Source organism: Pseudomonas paraeruginosa PA7, assembly GCF_000017205.1.
GTDB lineage: Bacteria > Pseudomonadota > Gammaproteobacteria > Pseudomonadales > Pseudomonadaceae > Pseudomonas > Pseudomonas paraeruginosa.
This window is the reverse complement of record NC_009656.1, coordinates 5,422,732-5,443,075: the sequence shown is the minus strand read 5'-3', so window position 1 is coordinate 5,443,075 and position 20,344 is coordinate 5,422,732. Positions and strand designations below refer to the sequence as shown.

At 66.9% G+C, this 20,344-nt stretch carries 12 protein-coding genes and 1 riboswitch; of the genes, 5 read left to right on the top strand and 7 right to left on the bottom strand.

Going from position 1 to position 20,344, the window contains the following annotated elements; translation table 11 throughout:
• Window position 1: 1 nt before the first annotated feature.
• Complete coding sequence (locus PSPA7_RS25175; protein ID WP_012077366.1) at window positions 2–2,140, bottom strand: methyl-accepting chemotaxis protein; 2,139 nt, start codon at window positions 2,138–2,140, stop codon at window positions 2–4.
• A gap of 162 nt (window positions 2,141–2,302) precedes the next feature.
• Here PSPA7_RS25175 and PSPA7_RS25170 point away from each other — a divergent pair, with 162 nt between their 5' ends.
• Together PSPA7_RS25170 and PSPA7_RS25165 are read left to right on the top strand one after the other, a co-directional pair.
• Complete coding sequence (locus PSPA7_RS25170) at window positions 2,303–3,124, top strand: M48 family metallopeptidase (protein WP_012077365.1); 822 nt, start codon at window positions 2,303–2,305, stop codon at window positions 3,122–3,124.
• 142 nt (window positions 3,125–3,266) lie between these two features.
• Complete coding sequence (locus PSPA7_RS25165) at window positions 3,267–4,292, top strand: NAD-dependent epimerase/dehydratase family protein (RefSeq protein ID WP_074197232.1); 1,026 nt, start codon at window positions 3,267–3,269, stop codon at window positions 4,290–4,292.
• Here PSPA7_RS25165 and PSPA7_RS25160 read toward each other — a convergent pair.
• From PSPA7_RS25160 to PSPA7_RS25140, 5 genes are all read right to left on the bottom strand, one after another.
• The gene (locus PSPA7_RS25160) at window positions 4,289–4,732 is read right to left on the bottom strand and encodes a nuclear transport factor 2 family protein (protein WP_012077363.1); all 444 of its coding nucleotides are present in this window, start codon (window positions 4,730–4,732) and stop codon (window positions 4,289–4,291) included. The two genes, PSPA7_RS25165 and PSPA7_RS25160, sit on opposite strands and share 4 nt — an antisense overlap.
• Window positions 4,733–4,847: 115 nt before the next feature.
• Complete coding sequence (locus PSPA7_RS25155; RefSeq protein ID WP_012077362.1) at window positions 4,848–5,426, bottom strand: TMEM165/GDT1 family protein; 579 nt, start codon at window positions 5,424–5,426, stop codon at window positions 4,848–4,850.
• Window positions 5,427–5,515: 89 nt separating this feature from the next.
• A riboswitch (yybP-ykoY riboswitch) is annotated at window positions 5,516–5,640 on the bottom strand.
• Window positions 5,641–5,780: 140 nt separating this feature from the next.
• Complete coding sequence (locus PSPA7_RS25150; protein WP_003158017.1) at window positions 5,781–7,244, bottom strand: amino acid permease; 1,464 nt, start codon at window positions 7,242–7,244, stop codon at window positions 5,781–5,783.
• Between the two features lie 95 nt (window positions 7,245–7,339).
• A complete protein-coding gene (locus tag PSPA7_RS25145; protein WP_012077361.1) occupies window positions 7,340–8,338 on the bottom strand; it encodes a methyltransferase in 999 nt (332 codons plus the stop codon).
• Window positions 8,339–8,445: 107 nt separating this feature from the next.
• Window positions 8,446–9,417, bottom strand: coding sequence for a 2-hydroxyacid dehydrogenase (locus tag PSPA7_RS25140; protein ID WP_012077360.1), 972 nt, complete (start codon window positions 9,415–9,417; stop codon window positions 8,446–8,448).
• Window positions 9,418–9,736: 319 nt separating this feature from the next.
• Between PSPA7_RS25140 and PSPA7_RS25135 the strand changes: the two genes are divergently transcribed.
• The 3 genes from PSPA7_RS25135 (at window position 9,737) to PSPA7_RS25125 (ending at window position 18,866) form a co-directional block, all read left to right on the top strand.
• Window positions 9,737–16,426 (top strand): MBG domain-containing protein, encoded by a 6,690-nt coding sequence (locus PSPA7_RS25135; RefSeq protein ID WP_041025412.1) that lies wholly within the window; start codon window positions 9,737–9,739, stop codon window positions 16,424–16,426.
• 62 nt (window positions 16,427–16,488) lie between these two features.
• Complete coding sequence (gene cdrB, locus PSPA7_RS25130) at window positions 16,489–18,195, top strand: two-partner secretion system transporter CdrB (protein WP_012077358.1); 1,707 nt, start codon at window positions 16,489–16,491, stop codon at window positions 18,193–18,195.
• A 281-nt stretch (window positions 18,196–18,476) separates the two neighbouring features.
• Window positions 18,477–18,866 carry a hypothetical protein gene (locus PSPA7_RS25125; protein WP_012077357.1) on the top strand — a complete coding sequence of 130 codons (390 nt, stop codon included), beginning with the start codon at window positions 18,477–18,479 and terminating at the stop codon, window positions 18,864–18,866.
• Window positions 18,867–19,012: 146 nt separating this feature from the next.
• On the opposite strand, the gene PSPA7_RS25120 is transcribed toward PSPA7_RS25125, so the two are convergent.
• Window positions 19,013–20,224 carry an MFS transporter gene (locus tag PSPA7_RS25120; RefSeq protein ID WP_012077356.1) on the bottom strand — a complete coding sequence of 404 codons (1,212 nt, stop codon included), beginning with the start codon at window positions 20,222–20,224 and terminating at the stop codon, window positions 19,013–19,015.
• Window positions 20,225–20,344 lie beyond the last annotated feature (120 nt).

Here is a 20,344-nt window from a genome sequence, read left to right as displayed (position 1 = left end):
GCTACACCTTGAACTGATTCACCAGCCGCCGCTGCTGCTCGGCCAGCCGGGTCAGCTCGGCGCTGGCCTGGGAGGCCTCGTCGGCGCCGCCGGCGACCTGGTTGGCGACCTGGCCGATGTTGCTGACGTTGCGGTTGATGTCCTCGGCGACCGCGCTCTGCTCCTCGGCGGCGCTGGCGATCTGGGTGTTCATGTCGTTGATCACCGACACCGCCTGGGTGATCGACTCCAGCGCCTCGGCCGCCTGGCGCGCATGACGCACGCTGTCGTCGGTACGGTCCTGGCTGTCCTGCATGACCTTCACCACGTCGCGGGTGCCCTGCTGCAATTGCTGGATCATGCTCTGGATCTCTTCCGTGGCCTGCTGGGTCTTCTGCGCCAGGTTGCGCACCTCGTCGGCCACCACCGCGAAGCCGCGCCCCTGCTCGCCGGCGCGGGCGGCCTCGATAGCGGCGTTGAGGGCGAGCAGGTTGGTCTGCTCGGCGATGCCGCGGATCGCCACCAGGATCGCGTTGATGTTCTCGCTGTCCTTGGCCAGGTTTTGCACCACCCCGACCGCGCGGCCGATCTCGCCGGCCAGGGCCTGGATCGCCGCCGAGCTGCTCTCGACGATCTGCTTGCCCTGGTGCGCGGCCTGGTCGGCGTGGTTGGCCGCCTCGGCGGCGTGGGTGGCGTTGCGCGCCACGTCCTGGGCGGTGGCGGTCATCTCGTGGACCGCGGTGGCCACCAGCTCGATTTCCGCCAGTTGCTGCTGGACCCCCTGGTTGGTGCGGATGGCGATGTCGGCGGTGTGTTCCGAGGAGTCGCTGACCTTCTGCACCGACTGCACCACCTGGCCGATCATGTTCTGCAGCTTGCCGAGGAAGGTATTGAAGCCATTGGCGATGGAGCCCAACTCGTCGGCGCGCTCGCTGCTCAGGCGGCGGGTCAGGTCGCCTTCGCCCTGGGCGATGTCGTCGAGCATGCCGACCAGCTGGCGCAGCGGCCGGGCGATGCCGTAGCCGACCAGCCATACCACCAGCAGGCCGAGGGCCGCCACCACCAGGCCGGCCAGGCTCATGCCGAGGATGTCCTGCTGGCGCTGGCTGCTCAGGTCGGCCTGCAACTGTTGCAGTTCGCCGAACACCGCGGTCTGGGGAATCTGCAGCATCAGGGTCCAGCGCACGCCGGTGTCGGCGATGGTGAAGGGCAGGAACAGCTCGATGTGTCCATGTTCGGCGTCGACGTCGTAGAGCGGCTGGTCGAGCGAGAGATTCTTCAGATTATCCACTTCGTTGCTGTCGAGAACGCTGCTCACCGGCTCGCCGAGCTTGCCGTCGTCGCGGGTATAGGCCACCAGCCGGCCGTTGCTGGCGATCAGCGCCATTTCCCCGGCGCCGTCGTAGAGTTGCTGGTCGGCGCGCTTGAGCAGGTCCTGGATGAAGGCCAGCGAGAGATCGGCGCCGACCGCGCCGCGGAACTGGCCGCCGACCATGATCGGCACGTTGAACGACGACATCATCACCGTCCTGCCGCCCATCTCGTAGGGGGCCGGGTCGACGATGCAGGGCCGCTTCCGCTCCTTCGGACAGGCGTAGAACTCGTTCTCGCGCACGCCGGTGGGCAGCAGCTTCTCGCTGTCTATGGTGCCGACCATCGACTCGACGATCGGCTGGCCGTCGGCGCCACGGTACCACCAGGGCAGGTAGCGGCCGTCCGGGGCGTAGCCCTTGCCGGTCTGGCCGGCGAAGGCGGCGTCGCTGCCGAAGGCGTCCGGCTCCCAGGCCATGAAGGTGTCGAGCAGTTTAGGATTGTTCTGCACGGTGCTGCGCAGCAGCGCGGAAATCTCGTCGCGGCTGGCGTTCAGCTGCGGCATGCCGTCGGTGCCCGGCTCGCCGAGCAGGCGGGTACTGTTGGCCAGGCCATGCACCACTGTCAGCGGATATTCCAGCTCGCGCTGGATCTGGCTGACCTGGGCGCGCGCCAGCGCCACCAGGCGCTCGTTGATGACCTTTTCCAACAGGCCCTGGGTGCGCTGCTGCACCAGCTCCTGGGTGCGCGCGCCGGCGAACAGGGCGTACAGCACCAGCACCACGACGACGCTTAGAACGCTGGCGCCGGCGAGGGCGGCGACAGAAAACTGGATCGACTTGAGCTTCATGATGGGACTTCCGACCCTTGTTGGAATTGTCTCAGGGAGGGTTATCGGCAGGTGCCCGGAAAATCCTTAATCGGCGCTCCCGGGTTTCCGCTCCAGCGGCTGTTGCCGCCGTGCGAGCCGGGGCCTACCATGCGCTCCGGCCTTCAGAGGAGAACAAGGACCATGGCTCATCCCTTCCGATTCGCCACCCTCGCCGGCGCGCTGCTGCTCGCCGGTTGCCAGGCAGTGAACACCACCAGTGGCGGCGCCGTCGGCGTCGACCGCAAGCAATACATGTTCAGCATGCTGTCCAGCCAGGAAGTCGACCAGATGTACGCCCAGTCGTACCAGAAGACCCTCGGCGAGGCGAAGAGCGCCGGCGTGCTCGACACCAGCAGCGCCGACGCGCGGCGGGTCAAGGCGATCGCCCAGCGGCTGATCCCGCAGACCGCTGCCTTCCGCCCGGATGCGACCGGCTGGAACTGGGAAGTCAACGTGGTGAAGAGCGACGAGCTCAACGCCAACTGCGGCCCCGGCGGCAAGATCATTTTCTACACCGGCCTGATCGACAAGCTGAAGCTCACCGACGACGAGATCGCCGCGGTGATGGGCCACGAGATCGCCCACGCCCTGCGCGAGCATGGCCGCGAAGCCATGTCCAAGGCCTACGGCGTACAGCTGGCGAGCCAGATCGGCGCCCTCGCCGGGCTCGGCCAGGAAAGCCTGCAACTGGCCAATACCGGGGTCGAATACCTGATGACCCTGCCCAACAGCCGGGCCAACGAGAACGAAGCCGACCTGATCGGCCTCGAACTGGCCGCCCGCGCCGGCTACAACCCGGAAGCGGCGATCAGCCTCTGGCAGAAGATGGGCAAGGCCAGCGGCGGCGCCGGCCAGCCGGAATTCACCAGCACCCACCCCTCCGACAGCTCGCGGATGGCCAACCTCCAGGCCGCGATTCCCAAGGTGATGCCGCTCTACCAGCAGGCCAGGCGCGGCAAGTGAGGCCAGGCGCGCGCGGTCGCGGGGCGGCCGGCGCGCCGACAGGCTTACCGTCGGAAACGCCCGATGTGTATTTCCGTAACCCGCTGTTTGGTATCTCGCCGGTGTTCGGCCTAGACTGCTGGCCGACCCGCTCGCGGGACCCGTGGACGAACAGTCACTCTCACGCCCTGGAGCTCATGTGAAATACGCCGTACTCGGAGCCACCGGCCTGCTGGGACATCACGCCGCGCGCGCTATCAGGGCCGCCGGTCACGATCTGGTGCTGGTCCACCGTCCTTCTTCACAGATCCAGCGTCTCGCCTATCTGGAGCCCGAGTGCCGGGTCGCCGAGATGCTCGATCACGCCGGCCTGGAGCGCGCGCTGCGCGGCCTCGACGGAGTGATCTTCAGCGCCGGCTACTATCCGTCGCGGCCACGCCGCTGGCAGGAGGAAGTGGCCAGCGCGCTGGGCCAGACCAATCCGTTCTACGCCGCCTGCCTGCAGGCGCGGGTGCCGCGCATCCTCTATGTCGGCTCGGCCTACGCCATGCCGCGCCATCCGCAGGGCCTGCCGGGACACGAGGGGCTGTTCTACGACAGCCTGCCGAGTGGCAAGAGTTCCTACGTGCTGTGCAAGTGGGCGCTCGACGAGCAGGCCCGGGAGCAGGCGCGCAATGGCCTGCCGGTGGTGATCGGGATTCCCGGAATGGTCCTCGGCGAACTGGACATCGGCCCGACCACCGGGCGCGTGATCACCGCCATCGGCAATGGCGAGATGACCCACTACGTCGCCGGCCAGCGCAACGTCATCGACGCCGCCGAAGCCGGCCGCGGCCTGCTGATGGCCCTGGAGCGCGGGCGCATCGGCGAGCGCTACCTGCTGACCGGGCACAACCTGGAGATGGCCGACCTGACCCGGCGCATCGCCGAACTGCTCGGCCAGCCGGCACCGCAGCCGATGTCGATGGCCATGGCTCGCGCCCTGGCCACCCTCGGCCGCCTGCGCTACCGGGTCAGCGGCCAGTTGCCGCTGCTCGACGAGACCGCTATCGAGGTGATGGCCGGAGGGCAGTTCCTCGATGGACGCAAGGCCCGCGAGGAACTCGGCTTCTTCTCCACCACCGCCCTGGACGACACCCTGCTGCGCGCCATCGACTGGTTCCGCGACAACGGCTATTTCAACACCTAGGGCAGCGCCTTTTCCGCGAAGGGCCGGGTCTGCAGTCCCAACTGGGCGCGGAAGCTCTCCATGTCGAACATGGTGCACAGTTCCTGCAACTGGCCCTGCGGGTTGAACACCCAGAAGCCCATCGCGGAAATGCTCAGCACCTTGTCGCTGGCCGGATAGCCCAGGGTCGGCCGGACGATGGTGCCGATCAGGGTGCTCCAGGTGAACACCTTGCGCTCCTCGCCGATGCAGTCCTCGACCACCACCTCCAGGTCCGGCATGGCCGCGCGGATGTCCTGCACAAGGCGGATATAGCCGGCGGTATCCAGGGGATGGCCGATGAACGAACTCTTGTAGAGGAAATCCTTGCTGTGCAGTTGCTCCACCAGCGCCATGCGGCCCTTGTTCCAGGACAGTTCGATGTGATGGCGGGCGAGTCGTTTCAGGTCGTGTGCGGGCATCTCCGGCTCTCGCGGGCGGGTGGTCGGGCAGGCATCCGGTACCTGCCTGAACTCTAGCCGCTTCCATGCATTTTGCATTGGCCGCCTAGCCATCCGGGCCCGGCGGCGCGGTCCGTCAGAGCCAGCCGGTCAATCGCGCGGCGTGCCAGGCGGCGTAAAGGCCGAGCGCGGCGAAGGCGGCCGCGGCCAGGCGGCGGATCAGCGCCAGCGGCAACCTGTCGGCGGCCAGGTTGCCGATCAGCACCACCGGCACATTGGCGATCAGCATGCCCAGCGTAGTGCCGATCACCACCAGCCAGAAATGCGGATACTGGGCGGCCAGCATCACCGTGGCGACCTGGGTCTTGTCACCCATCTCGGCGAGGAAGAAGGCGATCAGGGTGGTGAGGAAGGGCCCGTATTTCTTCAGCCCGGACTCTTCGTCGTCGAGCTTGTCCGGGACCAGCGTCCAGAGCGCGACGGCGATGAAGGAAGCGGCGAGGATCCAGCTCAGGGTGGCTTCGGAGAAGAAGCTGGCGACCCAGGCGCCTACCGCGCCGGCGGCGAAGTGGTTGGCCAGGGTGGCGGCGACGATGCCGGCGATGATCGGCCATGGCTTGCGGAACCGCGCCGCGAGCAGGAGCGCCAGCAACTGGGTCTTGTCGCCGATTTCCGCGAGAGCAACGATCAGGGTGGGGACGAACAGCGATTCCATCAGGCTTCCTAAGGGGCGGGTCGACTAATCACCATGACACGCGCCATCTGCCCGCCCCGGGTCAGATCGTGCGTGTCATAGGTCTTGTCAAACCCTTGGCCTGTCTGGGCAGGCTTGGGTCGCGCGCGCCATGGTCTGCGGACCAAGTGTGTTGACGCGTGCCGGGCGAGGCCTGGACGGCGCTCGCGGGAGACTACTCCCCTAGGACGGGGCGCATTCTGCCCAAGCCGGGCGGCTTGGGCAAGCCCAAGGGGGGAACTTTCGTTCGGCCGGGCGCAGGGGGAGGCGGGATCGTGCGGCCAAATGCCGGCGAACCGCGGCGAATCCATGCGGATCGCCAGAGTACTCGGCGGTTCAGGGATTGGTCGGGCTGACGTCCATCTCGTTGTAGCGGACGAAGCGCGAACGCTTCTTCCAGCGGTAGCCCAGCCAGATCGCCAGGAACAGCGGCAGGCTGATGTAGGTGGCCAGCAGGCCGATCCAGTCGATGCGCTCGCCGACCAGCGCCTGGTAGTTCTGTCCGAGGGTGATGACCATGCACAGGGCGAAGGCGAACAGCGGGCCGAAGGGGAACAGCTTGGCCCGGTAGGGCAGGTCTTCCAGGCGGCCGCCCTGGGCGAGGTAACCCTTGCGGAAGCGGTAGTGGGAGATGGCGATGCCCAGCCAGGCGATGAAGCCGCACATGCCCGAGGTATTCAGCAGCCAGGTGTAGACGGTGCTGTCACCGAAGGCCGAGGTGAGGAAGCACAGGGCACCGACCAGGGTCGTGGCGTAGAGCGCGTTGCGCGGCACACCGCTGCGCGAGACGCGGGAGAACAGGCGCGGTGCCTTGCCCTCGAGGGCCAGGTTGTAGAGCATGCGGGTCGAGGCGTACATCCCCGAGTTGCCGGCCGAGAGGATCGCCGAGAGGATCACCGCGTTCATCACCCCTGCGGCGGCGGCGAAACCGGCGCGCTCGAAAAGCAGGGTGAAAGGCGACACGCTGATGTCGCTGGCGTCGTTCTTCAGCAGGTTCGGGTCGGTATAGGGGATCAGCATGCCGATCACGAAGATCGCCAGGATGTAGAACATCAGGATGCGCCAGAACACCTGGCGGATGGCGATCGGGATGTTCTTCCGCGGATTTTCCGACTCGCCGGCGGCGATGCCGATCAGTTCGGTGCCCTGGAACGAGAAGCCGGCGATCATCGCCACCCCGACCATCGCCTGGAAGCCGCCGACGAAGGGCGCGTCGCCCAGGGTGAAGTTGCTGAAGCCGGGCGACTCCACGCCATGCATGATGCCGAAGATGGTCGCCAGGCCGACGCCGATGAAGATGACCACCGTGACCACCTTGATCAGGGCGAACCAGAACTCGCTTTCGCCGAAGCCACGCGCGGAGATCACGTTGAGGCCGAACATGATGCCGAGGAAGATCGCGCTCCAGTAGATTCCCGGCACGTCGGGGAACCAGAAGCTCATCACCAGCTGCGCCGCCACCAGTTCCGCGGCGATGGTCACCGCCCAGTTGTACCAGTAGTTCCAGCCGAGGGCGAAACCGAAGCCATCTTCGACGAACCGGCTGCCATAGGTGCAGAACGAGCCGGAAACCGGCATGTAGGCGGCCATCTCGCCGAGGCTGGTCATGAGGAAGTAGACCATCAGGCCGATCAGTGCGTAGGAGAGCAGCGCGCCGCCCGGGCCGGCGCTGGCCACGGTGGCCCCGGAAGCGACGAACAGCCCGGTGCCGATGGAGCCGCCGATGGCGATCATGTTCAGGTGCCGCGGCTTGAGTACCCGCCGAAGTTGCTGGCCCTGGCTGGCGTTGAGGTCAGTCATCGGCGGCCTCCCGGCGAGGGGCCGCGAAAGGGAATGGCTGCGGGCGGACGGGCAGGGAGAGGAAAAGCTTCATTCACGAGGGTTCCAGGCAGAAATCAGGGGCGACGGGCGGTGTAGACGCGGAAGCCATCGCCTTCGGCGAGCGTCCGGCAAGGGCCGAGGTGGCGCTCGATCAACGGCGGGTATTTCAGGAAGCTGTTGGCCACCAGGCGCAGCTCGCCGCCTGCCGCCAGGTGTTCGGCGGCTCGTTGCAGCAGGCGCTCGGAGGCCTGGTAGTCGGTATGCACGCCCTGGTGGAAGGGCGGGTTGCTGACGATCGCGGCGAGGCCGCGCGGCGCGCCGTCGATACCGTCGGCGGCGATCACTTCGCCGTCGAGGCCGTTGGCGGCCAGGGTCAGGCGACTGCTCGCGACGGCGAAGGCGTCGACGTCGAGCAGGGTCAGGCGGCTGGCGGGATAGCGTCGTTTGACCAACGCCCCGAGCACGCCGGCGCCGCAGCCGAAGTCGAGCAGGTGGCCTTTGGGCAGGTCGTCCAGATGCTCGAGCAGCAACGCGCTGCCGCGGTCCAGGCGGCCATGGCTGAATACGCCCGGCAGGCTGACCACCTGCAGCTCGCCATCGGCCAGAGGCAGGCTGTAGCGCTGGGCCAGGGCCAGCAGGTCGGGTTCGGCCGGCGCCTGTTCGACCTGTACCTGCCAGAGCTGGCAATGTCGCGCGCTGTCGAGCTTGCGCGGCCTGCCGTAGGCGGCCAGTTGCTTGCTGGCGCGCTCGATGCCGCCGCGCTTCTCGCCGACCAGGAACAGTTCGCCGCCGGGCAGGCGCGCGGCCAGGCTGGCCAGCAGGTAGTCGGCCAGTTCGCGTGACTTGGGCAGGAACACTACCGCCGCCGACCAGGCGCCCACCGGCGCGCGGGTGTCGAAGCGGCTGCGGCCGGGAAAGCGGGCGTCCAGTTGCGCCTGTTCGCCGGCGTGCCAGCTCCAGCCGTGGGCCAGCGGCAGCTCGGCGAGCAGGTCGTCGGCGGGCAGGCCGGCCAGCAGCGTCGGCGCGGCGAAGAGGTGGCGCTGGCGCAGCAGCACTTCACTGCGTGGGTCCATGCGGGCTCCGGAAAAATGGGAAATCTTAACAGGCTTGGGCCTGGCATACCCGCCTGGATTATCGGCGATGACTGCCGTTCATCCGTGCCGGGTTTCCTCTGCCCGTTTCAGCCGGCATTCACCACCCGCAGCGCACGACCGGCCTTCCAGGCCTCGGCGTTTTCCGCCAACTGGCCGACGATGCGTTGCCGCGCCTCGCGGCTGCCCCAGGCGTTGTGCGGGGTGACGATCAGCCGCGGGATGTCCGGTGCCAGCAGCGGATTGCCGTTTCGCGGCGGCTCGACGCTGAGCACGTCGGTGGCGGCGCCGCCCAGGTGTCCGCCGCGTAGCGCGTCGGCCAGCGCCTGTTCGTCGACCAGTCCGCCACGGGCGGTATTGACCAGGAACGCGCCGGGCTTCATCAGCGCCAGTTCGGCGGCGCCGAGCATGCCGCGGGTAGCCTCGGTCAGGGGACAGTGCAGGGTCAGGGCGTCGACCCGCGGCAGGAGTTCGCCAAGCGGCAGCCGGTCCGCCCGGGCCGGCCGCCCTGGCAACTGGCCGAGCAGCACGCGCATGCCGAAGGCTTCCGCCAGCCGCGCCACCGCGCCGCCCAGTTCGCCGTGGCCGAGCAGGCCGAGGGTCTTGCCTTCCAGTTCGACAATGGGGAAGTCCAGCAGGCAGAACTGGCTGGCCTGCTGCCAGTGTCCGGCGCGTATCGCCTGCTGGTAGTCCGGCAGCCGGGTGGCCAGCGCCAGCAGCAGCGCGAGGGTGTGCTGGGCCACCGACGGCGTGCCGTAGCCATGGCAGTTGGCGACGACGATCTCGCGCTCGCGGGCGGCGGCGAGATCGATGTTGTTGGTGCCGGTGGCGCTGACCAGGATCAGCCGCAGTTCGGGATTGGCGGCCAGGCATTGCGCATCGATGGGCGCCTTGTTGCTGATTGCCACCTGCGCCCCGTGCAGTCGCCCGGCGACTTCCTGCGGCTGGCTGGAGGGGTACAGCATGAGTTCGTCGAACGCGGCATGCAGGGCGCGCATGTCGAGGTCGCCGAGGTCGAGGGAGGCGTGGTCGAGGAAGACGGCGCGCAGGGAATGGCTCATGGAAGGTCCTTGGCGGCAGCGAGCGAAGGCTGCCTAGCCTAGCAAACCCCCGCGCCAGGCGGGCTTTCCGGTTTTCTTGACAGTGATTATCTCGAAAGTATTGTCGGTTTTTTGACGTTGTTACATATTTAACCTTCGTAGTGTCATTTTTGAGTCACTCCGACGAACGGTCGCCCTTTCAAGTGGACATTTTTTGATCTGGAAGGCATTTTTTTGGCACATAGGGCGCCATGTGAATTACTTCTCAGATTTTCGTCATTTAACTGACGAAATGAAGTGCTGGAAAACTGACGTGCGCCACGTAGATAGGGAGATTTTCATGGTCCGTCCGGATAACCAGCGCGACAAGCGCACCACTTCGAAAGCCGGTAGGGAGGGTCGTTTCGTCCTCGCCGCCAGCAGCACCCTGATGTTCGCCATCGCCAGTATCAATGCGGCCATGGCGGCGCCCACCGGTGCCCAGTTCAACCCCAACGAGATCAAGATCAGCCAGCAGGGCAAGACCACGCTGATCGACCAGAGCACCCAGCGCGCGATCATCAACTGGAAGGGCTTCGACGTGTCCGCCGACGAAGCGGTGCGCTTCAACCAACCCGGGGTGACCTCGTCGACCCTGAACCGGGTCACCGCCGGCCAGGAAAGCGTGATCGCCGGGCGCATCTCGGCGCCCGGGCAGGTGATCATCTACAACTCCAACGGCGTGGTATTCAGCGGCACGGCCAAGGTCGACGTCGGCTCCCTGATCACCACCACGGCGAACATCAGCGACGAACACTTCCGCCAGGGCAAGCTGATCTTCGACCAGCCCGGCAACCCCAATGCGCGGATCGTCAACGACGGCAGCATCAGCGTCGCCGAGAAAGGCCTGGCGGCCTTCGTCGCGCCGTCGGTGGCCAACAACGGCGTGATCAACGCGCGCCTCGGCACCGTGGCGATGGCCGCCGGCAACGCCGCCACCATCGACCTCTACGGCGACGGCCTGGTGTCGATCGCGGTGACCGACCCGGTCACCCGCAAGCCGCAGGATGCCCAGGCGCTGGTCAGCAACGGCGGGGCCATCCAGGCCGATGGCGGCAGCGTGCTGATCACCGCCGAGCAGGCCTCGCGGGTGGTCGATAACGCGGTCAACCTGTCCGGCGTGATCCTCGCCCGCGGCACCGAGGTGCGCGAGGGCAGCGTGGCGCTGGTGAGCAAGTCCGGGGACATCCAGGTCGCCGGCAAGATCGACGTCAGCGGACCGAAGAATGGTGGCGACGTGCTGGTCAGCGGCCAGCAGGTGGTCCTGGCGAGCAGCGCCAGCGTCGATGCGCGCGGCGCCGCCCAGGGTGGCAGCGTACGCATCGGCGGCGACTTCCAGGGCCGCGGCGAACTGCCCCGGGCGAAGAACACCACGCTGGACAAGGGCTCCAGCATCGACGTTTCCGCAACCGGCAAGGGCAACGGCGGCCTCGCCGTGGTCTGGTCGGACGGCAATACCCGCATGGACGGGCGGATCCTCGCCCGGGGCGGTGCCCAGGGCGGCAACGGCGGCCTGGTGGAAACCTCCGGCAAGGTCAACCTGAGCATCGCCGACAGCGCCTACGTCAGCGTCGCGGCACCCTACGGCAACGGCGGCACCTGGCTGCTCGACCCGACCACCCTGCGCATCGTCGCCTCCGGCGGCACCTCCGGCTCGGTCGGGGGAGCCAATGGCGCCAGCGGCAACGCGACGGTCAATGCCTCGGTGGTCACCGGCGCGCTGGCCGGCGGCCGGGTTACCCTCAGCGCCAGCGACCGGCTGTCGGTCGAGGCGCCGCTGATCACCAACAACCTGGGCGGCGCCAGCCGTGGCCTGGAGCTGATCGCCACCGGCCCGGCCGGCGCGGTGGACATCTCCGCGCCGATCCTGTTCCGCAACGGCAGCCTGGCGATCCGCGCCGGCGGCAATATCAACTTCCTCAGCGGTGGCACCCCGCAGACCAGTGGCATCGTCGACCTTGGCAGCGGCACCCTGTGGATGCAGACCAGCACCACCGGCAAGATCAGCCAGCAGGCCGGTACCGCGCTGATCGCCGCCAACCTGGCCGGTCGTGCCGGCAGCATCGATCTCGGTTCCTGGGACAACTACGCCGGCAACCTGGCGCTGCAGACCTTCAATGGCGCGTTGAAGTACCGGCAGAGCAACTCCACCGGTGTGACCACCAGCGGCACGGTGTTCGATCCGTTCATCGCCAGCCAGAGCATGACCGGCACCGCGCAGAACATCGTCTCCAGCGTCGGTACCCGGGTCCTCGAGGCCAACAGCAGAGGCACCACCGGCAACTACACCCTGACCGCCGACGGCAACAGCGAGTTCGACCGCCTGGTCTTCACCGCGCTGCCCTACCGCCGGGTCAGCGGCTCCGCCAGCTTCCCGACCAACGACTCGTCGGATTACCTGGTGACCAACCTGCGCTACCGGGTCAACGGCAGCGACGTCACGGCCACGCCGACCGGCGGCACGCCCAGCGGCTTCACCGTCGCCGCCGGCAACGGCAGCGTCACCACCTGGGCCGGCAACTGGGGCACCAGTTGGGGCGTGAAGGGCTTCGGCGGGGTGATCGGGGTGACTGACGAGTTGCAGTACGACGTCGGCACCGGCCTGACCGAGGAACTGATCTTCGGCCTGGGCGGCAAGACCAGCCGCGTCGACACCCGCCTCGACCTGTTCATGCGCGAGGGGCCATTCGGCAGCTTTGCCGAGCGCGCCCAGGTGGAAATGTTCAAGACCACTACCACCGCTGGCGACATTCTCTCGCGCCAGCAGACCGCCACCCTGACCGCCGGCGATGCCAGCCGCGTCTACGGCGATGCCAACCCGGCGCTGACGGCGACCATGTCCGGCATCAATGCCATCGATGCCTATGTCAACAGCCAGTTCAACGACCTCTACCAGGTGACCGCCAGCACCACTGCGACCCAGGCGTCGAACGTCGGGCAATACGCGATCACCGGCAATGCCAACGGCAGCGAATACTTCAGCCAGCGCTACCAGCTGGTACGCCAGGACGGCAAGCTGACGGTCACCCCGGCGCAACTGATCGTCAGCGCCGACGCCAGGAGCAAGGTCTATGGCGACGCCGATCCGAGCCTGACCTATCAGGTCAGCGGTCTGAAGAACGGCGACACCGCGGGTAGCGTGCTGACCGGCAACCTGGGCCGGGTGGCCGGCGAGAACGTCGGCAACTACGGGATTCTCCAGGGCGGGCTGGGCCTCAATACCGCCAACTACACCCTGAGCTACGTCGGCAACGACCTGCGCATCACGCCGGCGCAACTGAACGTGATCGCCGACGCCAAGACCAAGGTGTACGGCGACCTGGATCCGACCCTCACCTACCAGGTCTCCGGCCTGAAGCGCGGCGATACCGCCGGCGCGGTGCTCAATGGCGGCAGCCTGAGTCGCGTGGCGGGCGAGAACGTCGGGGTCTATGGCATCAACCAGGGCGGCCTGGGCCTGGTCAGCAGCAACTACACGCTGAATTACCAGGGCAACGACCTGACCATCACCAAGGCGCTGCTGAACGTGATCGCCGACGCCAAGACCAAGGTCTACGGCGATGCCGACCCGAGCCTGACCTACCAGGTCAGCGGGCTGAAGAACGGCGATAGCGCCGGCGCGATCCTCACCGGCGGGCTGAACCGTGCCGCGGGCGAGAACGTGGGCGTGTACGGCATCAACCAGGGCGACCTGGCATTGAACAGCGGCAACTACGACCTGGCCTACCAGGGCAATAACCTGACCATCACCAAGGCGCTGCTGAACGTGATCGCCGACGCCAAGACCAAGGTCTACGGCGACGCCGACCCGAGCCTGACCTACCAGGTCAGCGGGCTGAAGAACGGCGATAGCGCCGGCGCGATCCTCACCGGCGGGCTGAACCGTGCCGCGGGCGAGAACGTGGGCGTGTACGGCATCAACCAGGGCGACCTGGCATTGAACAGCGGCAACTACGACCTGGCCTACCAGGGCAACAACCTGACCATCACCAAGGCGCTGCTGAACGTGATCGCCGACGCCAAGACCAAGGTCTACGGCGATGCCGACCCGAGCCTGACCTACCAGGTCAGCGGTCTGAAGAACGGCGACAGCGCCGGTTCGATCCTGACCGGCGGGCTGAACCGCGCCGCGGGCGAGAACGTGGGCGTGTACGGCATCAACCAGGGCGACCTGGCACTGAACAGCGGCAACTACGACCTGAGCTATCAGGGCAATAACCTGACCATCACCAAGGCGCTGCTGAACGTGATCGCCGACGCCAAGACCAAGGTCTACGGCGACGCCGACCCGAGCCTGACCTATCAGGTCAGCGGCCTGAAGAACGGCGACAGCGCCGGCGCGATCCTGACCGGCGGGCTGAACCGCGCCGCGGGCGAGAACGTGGGCGTGTACGGCATCAACCAGGGCGACCTGGCACTGAACAGCGGCAACTACGACCTGAGCTATCAGGGCAATAACCTGACCATCACCAAGGCGCTGCTGAACGTGATCGCCGACGCCAAGACCAAGGTCTACGGCGACGCCGACCCGAGCCTGACCTATCAGGTCAGCGGCCTGAAGAACGGCGACAGCGCCGGCGCGATCCTCACCGGCGGGCTGAACCGTGCCGCGGGCGAGAACGTGGGCGTGTACGGCATCAACCAGGGCGACCTGGCATTGAACAGCGGCAACTACGACCTGGCCTACCAGGGCAACAACCTGACCATCACCAAGGCGCTGCTGAACGTGATCGCCGATGCCAAGACCAAGGTCTATGGCGATGCCGATCCGGCGCTGACCTACCAAGTGTCTGGGCTGAAGAACGGCGACACCGCCGGCGCCGTGCTCAACGGCGGTAGCCTGAGTCGAGTTGCCGGTGAAAATGTCGGCACCTACGGCATAAACCAGGGCGACCTGGCACTGAACAGCGGCAACTACGACCTGAGCTATCAGGGCAACAACCTGACCATCACCAAGGCGCTGCTGAACGTGATCGCCGACGCCAAGACCAAGGTCTACGGCGACGCCGATCCGAGCCTGACCTACCGGGTCAGCGGGCTGAAGAATGGCGACAGCGCCGGTTCGATCCTGACCGGTGGCCTGAACCGCGCCGCGGGCGAGAACGTGGGCGTGTACGGCATCAACCAGGGCGACCTGGCATTGAACAGCGGCAACTACGACCTGGCCTACCAGGGCAATGACCTGACCATCACCAAGGCGCTGCTGAACGTGATCGCCGACGCCAAGACCAAGGTCTACGGCGACGCCGACCCGAGCCTGACCTACCAGGTCAGCGGTCTGAAGAACGGCGACAGCGCAGGCGCGATCCTCACCGGCGGGCTGAACCGTGCCGCGGGCGAGAACGTGGGCGTGTACGGCATCAACCAGGGCGACCTGGCATTGAACAGCGGCAACTACGACCTGGCCTACCAGGGCAACAACCTGACCATCACCAAGGCGCTGCTGAACGTGATCGCCGACGCCAAGACCAAGGTCTACGGCGACGCCGACCCGAGCCTGACCTACCAGGTCAGCGGTCTGAAGAACGGCGACAGCGCAGGCGCGATCCTCACCGGCGGGCTGAACCGTGCCGCGGGCGAGAACGTGGGCGTGTACGGCATCAACCAGGGCGACCTGGCATTGAACAGCGGCAACTACGACCTGGCCTACCAGGGCAACAACCTGACCATCACCAAGGCGCTGCTGAACGTGATCGCCGACGCCAAGACCAAGGTCTACGGCGATGCCGACCCGAGCCTGACCTACCAGGTCAGCGGGCTGAAGAACGGCGACAGCGCCGGTTCGATCCTGACCGGCGGGCTGAACCGTGCCGCGGGCGAGAACGTGGGTGTGTACGGCATCAACCAGGGCGACCTGGCACTGAACAGCGGCAACTACGACCTGAGCTATCAGGGCAATAACCTGACCATCACCAAGGCGCTGCTGAACGTGATCGCCGACGCCAAGACCAAGGTCTACGGCGATGCCGACCCGAGCCTGACCTACCAGGTCAGCGGGCTGAAGAACGGCGACAGCGCAGGCGCGATCCTCACCGGCGGGCTGAACCGTGCCGCGGGCGAGAACGTGGGTGTGTACGGCATCAACCAGGGCGACCTGGCACTGAACAGCGGCAACTACGACCTGGCCTACCAGGGCAATGACCTGACCATCACCAAGGCGCTGCTGAACGTGATCGCCGACGCCAAGACCAAGGTCTACGGCGATGCCGACCCGAGCCTGACCTACCAGGTCAGCGGTCTGAAGAACGGCGACAGTGCAGGCGCGATCCTCACCGGCGGGCTGAACCGTGCCGCGGGCGAGAACGTGGGCGTGTATGGCATCAACCAGGGCGGCCTGGTGCTGACCAGCGGCAACTATGACCTGGCCTACCAGGGCAATGACCTGACCATCACCAAGGCGCTGCTCAACGTATTCGCCGACGCCAAGAGCAAGCAGGTCGGCAGCGTCGACCCGGCGCTGACCTACCAGGTGAGCGGCCTGAAGAATGGCGACAGTGCCGGCCAGGTGCTCGCCGGTGGACTCGGTCGGATGGGCGGCGAGGCGGTCGGCCAGTACGACATCCTCCAGGGCGGGCTCGCGCTTACCAGCGGCAACTATCAGCTCAACTACCAGGGCAACCTGCTGAGCATCCTGCCGCTGCCGGTCAATCCGGGCGACCTGGGCCAACTGGCGGCGTTCTCCGATCTGCGCGAACTGCAGAAAGGGCGCGATCCGGATACCCCCGGGGACGCGGTCTACCGCACCACCACGCTGGAAAACCCGTTCCTCGAAAATCCCTTCCTGCGTGCCTACGCTCTGGGGATGGACGTCAGCGACCCGAACCTGCTGCCGGCGACCGCCGCGGGTCCGGCCGAGGACGCCAGCGCCAAGCGGGTGGGCCAGTTCACCGATCGTCCGCTGCGGGCAGAGGCGGAGAGTGGGGCGGGCTGCTCGAACCAGAGCTACCTGGCCGACTACTGGAGCTGCTTCAACAAGCCTCTGAACTTCTAACCCTTTTCGCAGTGCGCGCTATCGCCCTCGGGCGATAGCGCGTCATTTGCCCGAGGTGAATGATGAAACCTTCGCAATGGACGCTTCGCTGGGTGACGCTCTGTGGCTGCGGGATGCTGGCAGCATCCGCCGCCGCCGTGGAGTTGCCAGGGACTGTACAGCCATCCCAGCTCGATGAACGCTTCAAGCCGCGCAGCGAGCCGCAGGCCAAGCCCGAGGCGCCGCTGGTGGTACCCAGGCAGGTCGCGCCGCAAGGCAGTGAACAGATCCGCTTCGAACTGCGCGAGATTCGCATCGAAGGCAATACCCGCTACGACAAGGCGGTGCTCGAGTCCTACTACCAGCACATGCTCGGCAAGCAGGTTTCCCTGGCCGAACTGGTCGACCTGGCCAACCGCCTGACCGCCAAGTACCGTCAGGACGGCTACCTGCTGACCCAGGTGGTGGTGCCGGAACAGAGCATCGAGGGCGGCAAGGTGCGCCTGCAGGTGATCGAGGGCTACCTCGAGCACGTGCAGATCAAGGGCACCGTCGACGGGCCGCGGGTGCGGGTGGAGGAACTGCTCGCGCCGCTCAGCGAGAAGCGCCCGCTGGACGCCGACACGCTGGAGCGCGGCCTGCTGCTGGTCGGCGACCTGCCGGGGGTGAACGTGCAGAGCGTGCTCAGCCCCGGCCAGGCGCTGGGCTCGTCGAACCTCGACGTGGCGTTGCAGCAGCAGCGCTACGAGGGCTTCGTCAGTCTCGACAACCGTGGCTCGCACTACACCGATCCGACCACCCTGGCCTTCGGCGCCACCGAGTTTTCCCGCCTGGGCTTCTACGAGCAGATCGACGTGCTCGGCGCGATCTCGCCGTTCAGCGACGCCACCCGCTACATCCAGTTGCGCGGCACGCTGCCGCTGGGCGGCATGTTCGCCGGCGATACCCTGCAGATCATGGGCTCCTATTCGAAGGTCAACCCGGACATCCCGGACTCGGTGTTCCCCTTCGACAGCGTCAGCAAGAGCACCGAAGGCAGCATTGCCTACAACCATCCCTTCATCCGCTCGCGCTCGCAGAACCTGAGCGGTGGCCTGGCGTTGCAGTGGAAGGATACCGAGACCCGTCTGCGCGACTTCGCCAGCGACGCCTCGAACCCAGGCCGTGACCACGTGCGGGTGTTCCAGCAGCGCCTGACCTACGACTGGGTCGACCGCTGGATGGGCATCAACCTGGCGGAGGTGCGCAACAACATCGGCCTGGACATGTGGGGGGCGACCAAGAAGGACGACGAGCGGCGTTCCCGCGAGGTGGCCGACGGCCGCTTCGTCTATCTCAACGGCAACGTCGGCCGCCTGCAGGGCCTCGGCGGGCCCTGGTCGGTGTACGGCGAGTTGCAGTGGCAGTACAGCTTCGACCCATTGCTGCCGAGCGAGCGCTTCGGTGTCGGCGGCAGCGGCATCGGTCGTGGCTTCGCGCCCGGCAACATCACCGGCGACCGCGGCTTCGCCCTGAAGATCGAGCCGCGCTACGGCCAGGCGGTGGGCTACAACTGGCTGCGCAGCTACCAGGCCTACGCTTTCTACGACTGGGGCAAGACCTACAACCTCGACGTGGACGATGACGAGCAGCAGAAGCTCGGCTCGATAGGTGCCGGAGTGCGCTTCAACCTCACCGACCAATTGTCGTTCAACCCGGAGATCGCCCGCCAGGTCATCGGTGAGCCGGCCGACCAGCGCGACGGCAAGCGCGATACGCGAGTCCTGTTCAACGTGGTGGCGCGTTTCTGAACGTCTCCTTCATCCGCAGCCAGGCGGGCCTGGCTGCGGGCTTCTCCGTGCTTTAGTCCGAGTAATCCTGTCAAACATTCGATTTCTTCGATTTTTCTTATCGACATCCTCAATAGCGCCAGTTTCCTCGCGATACGACCGTTTTTCTCCTGAGGCTCCGATCTAGAGCGGCTTTTTCGACTATTTCAAATGTCGATAAAGACTATTGCCGTGCTTCGTTTTCCAATCGACTTTCCCGAACAGAGAATGGCTCCACGCAACGACTACCTGGAGCCACCGCCATGAAACGTCCGCTGATCCTCGCCATCGCTCTCGCTACCCTGGCCGCCAATGCCGCCTTCGCCGCACCGCGCGTCGAGTCCGTCGCCCTGCGCGGCGCCCAGCAAATGATCGCTTCCGACGGTTCCGACCGCACCCTCGAACGCCTGCGCAAGACCCAGGCGCCGCGGGTCCAGGAAGAACGCCGGATCGCCGAAAGCGGCAGCGAGCAGACCGTCGACCGCCTCCACCGCGACATGACCGGCCGCGAGGCGCGCCTGGCCGAGAACGGCAGCGAACAGACCGTCGACCGTTTGCACAAGGACCTGGGGCGCGCCGACCTGCGCCTGGCCGACAACGGTAGCGAGCGCACCGTCGAGCGCCTGCATCGGGAGATGCAGCGCCCCGCCTGACACCGCGGACCACGCCGCAAGGCGCGAGAAAAGCCCGGCTCGATGCCGGGCTTTCTTAATTGTCGAGAAGGAGCGGTGTACGGGTAGGTCGGGCGTCATCCGCAGACACACCGCTGCCGAGGCTTCGGCGCGCGACGGCACGGGCCTCAGTGCAGGCGGTCGCGTTGCGCCAGGGTGGGGAACAGTTTCATCCACGCACCGGTGACCACCAGGGTGCCGATCCCGCCGAGGACCACCGCCGGCACCGTGCCGAACCAGTGTGCGGTGAGCCCGGACTCGAACTCGCCGAGCTGGTTCGAGGCGCCGATGAACAGGCCGTTCACCGCGCTGACCCGGCCGCGCATCTGGTCGGGAGTCTCCAGTTGCACGAAGGCGCCGCGGATGACCATGCTGACCATGTCGGCGGCACCGAGCACCACCAGCACGCCGAGGGACAGCCAGAACGACGTCGACAGGCCGAAGGCGATGGTCGCCAGGCCGAAGATGCCCACCGAGAGGAACATGATCCGTCCGACGTTGCGCTCGATGCTGAAGCGCGCCAGCCAGAACGACATCGCCAGTGCGCCCACCGCCGGCGCCGAGCGCAGCAGGCCGAGGCCCCAGGGGCCGGTGAGCAGGATGTCCTTGGCGAACACCGGGAGCAGGGCTGTGGCGCCGCCGAGGAGCACGGCGAACAGGTCGAGGGAGATCGCCCCGAAGATGTCCGGCCGGCTGCGGATGAAGCGGATCCCGGCGAGCAGCGAGTCCAGGGTGGCCTTGCCCTGGGAAAGCGGCTGGTTGCGCACCGGCAGGCTGAGCGTCAGGGCGCAGGCGAGGACGTACAGGGTGGCTGTCGGCACATAGACCCAGGCGGCGCCGAACGCGTAGAGCAGGCCGCCGAGGGCCGGGGCGGCGATGGTCGCCGCCTGCATCGCCGAGGCCGAAGCGGCCACCGCGCGCGGGAACAGCCCGGCCGGTACCAGGTTCGGCAACAGCGCCTGGGTGGTCGGCATCTCGAAGGAGCGGGCGCTGCCCAGGGCGAAGGCGAGGACGAAGATCATGTTGCGGGTCAGCTCTCCGGAGGCCGCGCCGAACACCAGCGCCACCGCCACCAGGGCCTGGCCGGCCTGGCAGAGGGCGGCGACCTTGCGCCGGTCGTAGCGGTCGGCGACGTGCCCGGTATGCAGCATGAACAGTACCCGCGGGAGGAACTCCACCAGGCCGACCAGGCCCAGGTCGAGGACGTTGCCGGTGAGTTCGTAGATGTGCCAGCCGATGGCCACGGTGAGCATCTGGAAACCGCTTGCGGTGCAGACGCGGGCCAGCCAGAAGGCGAGGAAGGGACGGTGGCGGAGCAGGGAATGGGGTTCGCTGGACATGCTGGATCGGGGCATTGCGGGAGGAGGACGGAGAGTAACATGCAGTTACCTCCTGGCTGTTGCATTTGCCGGAATCGGTGAACTCGAAAAGCGCACGAAGACCCGGGCGCGGACCCTGCG

What these genes read in the sequence shown, in the direction of transcription:
- PSPA7_RS25140 (WP_012077360.1), bottom strand. Translation starts at nt 9,417, where the DNA reads ATGAGCCATTCCCTGCGCGCCGTCTTCCTCGACCACGCCTCCCTCGAC.
- PSPA7_RS25125 (WP_012077357.1), top strand. Translation starts at nt 18,477, where the DNA reads ATGAAACGTCCGCTGATCCTCGCCATCGCTCTCGCTACCCTGGCCGCC.
- PSPA7_RS25170 (WP_012077365.1), top strand. Translation starts at nt 2,303, where the DNA reads ATGGCTCATCCCTTCCGATTCGCCACCCTCGCCGGCGCGCTGCTGCTC.
- PSPA7_RS25120 (WP_012077356.1), bottom strand. Translation starts at nt 20,224, where the DNA reads ATGTCCAGCGAACCCCATTCCCTGCTCCGCCACCGTCCCTTCCTCGCC.
- PSPA7_RS25135 (WP_041025412.1), top strand. Translation starts at nt 9,737, where the DNA reads ATGGTCCGTCCGGATAACCAGCGCGACAAGCGCACCACTTCGAAAGCC.
- PSPA7_RS25155 (WP_012077362.1), bottom strand. Translation starts at nt 5,426, where the DNA reads ATGGAATCGCTGTTCGTCCCCACCCTGATCGTTGCTCTCGCGGAAATC.
- PSPA7_RS25175 (WP_012077366.1), bottom strand. Translation starts at nt 2,140, where the DNA reads ATGAAGCTCAAGTCGATCCAGTTTTCTGTCGCCGCCCTCGCCGGCGCC.
- PSPA7_RS25145 (WP_012077361.1), bottom strand. Translation starts at nt 8,338, where the DNA reads ATGGACCCACGCAGTGAAGTGCTGCTGCGCCAGCGCCACCTCTTCGCC.
- cdrB (WP_012077358.1), top strand. Translation starts at nt 16,489, where the DNA reads ATGAAACCTTCGCAATGGACGCTTCGCTGGGTGACGCTCTGTGGCTGC.
- PSPA7_RS25150 (WP_003158017.1), bottom strand. Translation starts at nt 7,244, where the DNA reads ATGACTGACCTCAACGCCAGCCAGGGCCAGCAACTTCGGCGGGTACTC.
- PSPA7_RS25160 (WP_012077363.1), bottom strand. Translation starts at nt 4,732, where the DNA reads ATGCCCGCACACGACCTGAAACGACTCGCCCGCCATCACATCGAACTG.